Here is a 1,440-nt window from a genome sequence, read left to right on the forward strand (position 1 = left end):
GGCTCTCCTGACTCTTCCGTGGGCGTTTTGAGCGCGCCTTAACGGACGCACGCCGCTTTCCGTCTATAGGTTTCTGACTGTCTAAGGAAAGAAACTTTTAGAACGGGAAAACGGCGTGCAAGATGCAAGACTATGGCGAACGCTGCTCGGTGTCGAGAAAACGGTTGTGGAGTCCATTGATTTGGAGGATGACGGCGGGTTCCTGATCGCCTCGGTCCGACCGACAGGCTCGATGCGCAACCGGTGCGGGATCTGCCAGCGCCGAAGCCCGAAATACGACCAGGGAGAAGGTCTGCGCCGCTGGCGCTCCCTGGACCTGGGCACGGTCCAGGTATGGCTTCAGGCCGCGGCCCCCAGAATCCGGTGCAGTAAGCACGGGGTCACCGTCGCGGCAGTTCCCTGGGCCAGGCACCAGGCCGGCCACACCCATGATTTCGATGCGCAGGTGGCCTGGCTGGCCACCAAGTCCTCCAAGACGGCGGTCACCGAGCTGATGCGCATCGCCTGGCGTACCGTCGGGGCGATTATCACCCGTGTCTGGGCAGATACGGAGAAGGAATTCGACCGGTTCGCGGACCTGAAACGGATCGGCATCGACGAGATCTCCTACAAGCGCGGACACAAGTACCTGACCGTCGTCGTGGACCACGATTCCGGTCGGCTGCTCTGGGCCGCACCGGGCCGCGATAAGGCGACCCTGCGCACATTCTTTGACGCCCTCGGCGAGGAACGCTCGGCAGCCATCACCCACGTCAGCGCGGACGCGGCCCCCTGGATCGCCGCGGTGGTCGCCGAACGCTGCCCGGACGCCGTGCAGTGCGCTGATTCATTTCACATCATCAAGTGGGCTACCGAGGCCCTCGACGAAGTCCGCCGGACGGCGTGGAACGACGCCCGCAAAGCAGCCCGGGCCAACGAGCCAGGAAGAGAGCGGGGACGGCCGCCGGCCGGGTCCCCGGCACGCCCCGACAGCGCCTTGGCCGCCGGGGTGAAGAACTCCCGGTACGCGCTGTGGAAAAACCCGGAAAACCTCACCGAGAAACAGCAGACCAAGCTCGCCTGGATAGTCCAAACCGACCCCAGACTCGGCCGGGCGTATTACCTCAAGGAAGGACTCCGGCTGGTCTTCAAGCTGCCCCTCGAGGAAGCCGCCGAAGCACTCGACAAGTGGGTGGCCTGGGCACGCCGGTGCCGCATCCCATCCTTCGTGAAACTGCAAAAGAGCATCGTCAAACACCGGGAATCCATCCTGGCCGCGATCGAGCATGGGCTTTCCAACGGACGCGTCGAATCAATGAACACGAAAATTCGCCTGATCACCAGAATCGCCTTCGGCTTCAAATCCCCAGACGCACTCATCGCGTTGGCCATGCTCAGCCTCGGCGGTCCCAAACCAATGCTCCCGGGCCGAAATTAACCCACGGAAGAGTCAGGAGAGCC

At 63.3% G+C, this 1,440-nt stretch carries 1 protein-coding gene; it reads left to right on the top strand.

Translation table 11 applies throughout. From position 1 onward, the window contains the following. The first annotated feature begins 115 nt into the window (after nucleotides 1-115). Nucleotides 116-1,417: an ISL3 family transposase gene (locus NG698_RS21565; RefSeq protein ID WP_252612345.1), complete on the top strand. Its 1,302-nt coding sequence runs from the start codon at nucleotides 116-118 to the stop codon at nucleotides 1,415-1,417. Nucleotides 1,418-1,440: the final 23 nt, after the last annotated feature.

The sequence above is a fragment of the Pseudarthrobacter raffinosi genome, assembly GCF_023913735.1.
GTDB classification, from domain to species: Bacteria; Actinomycetota; Actinomycetes; order Actinomycetales; family Micrococcaceae; genus Arthrobacter; species Arthrobacter raffinosi.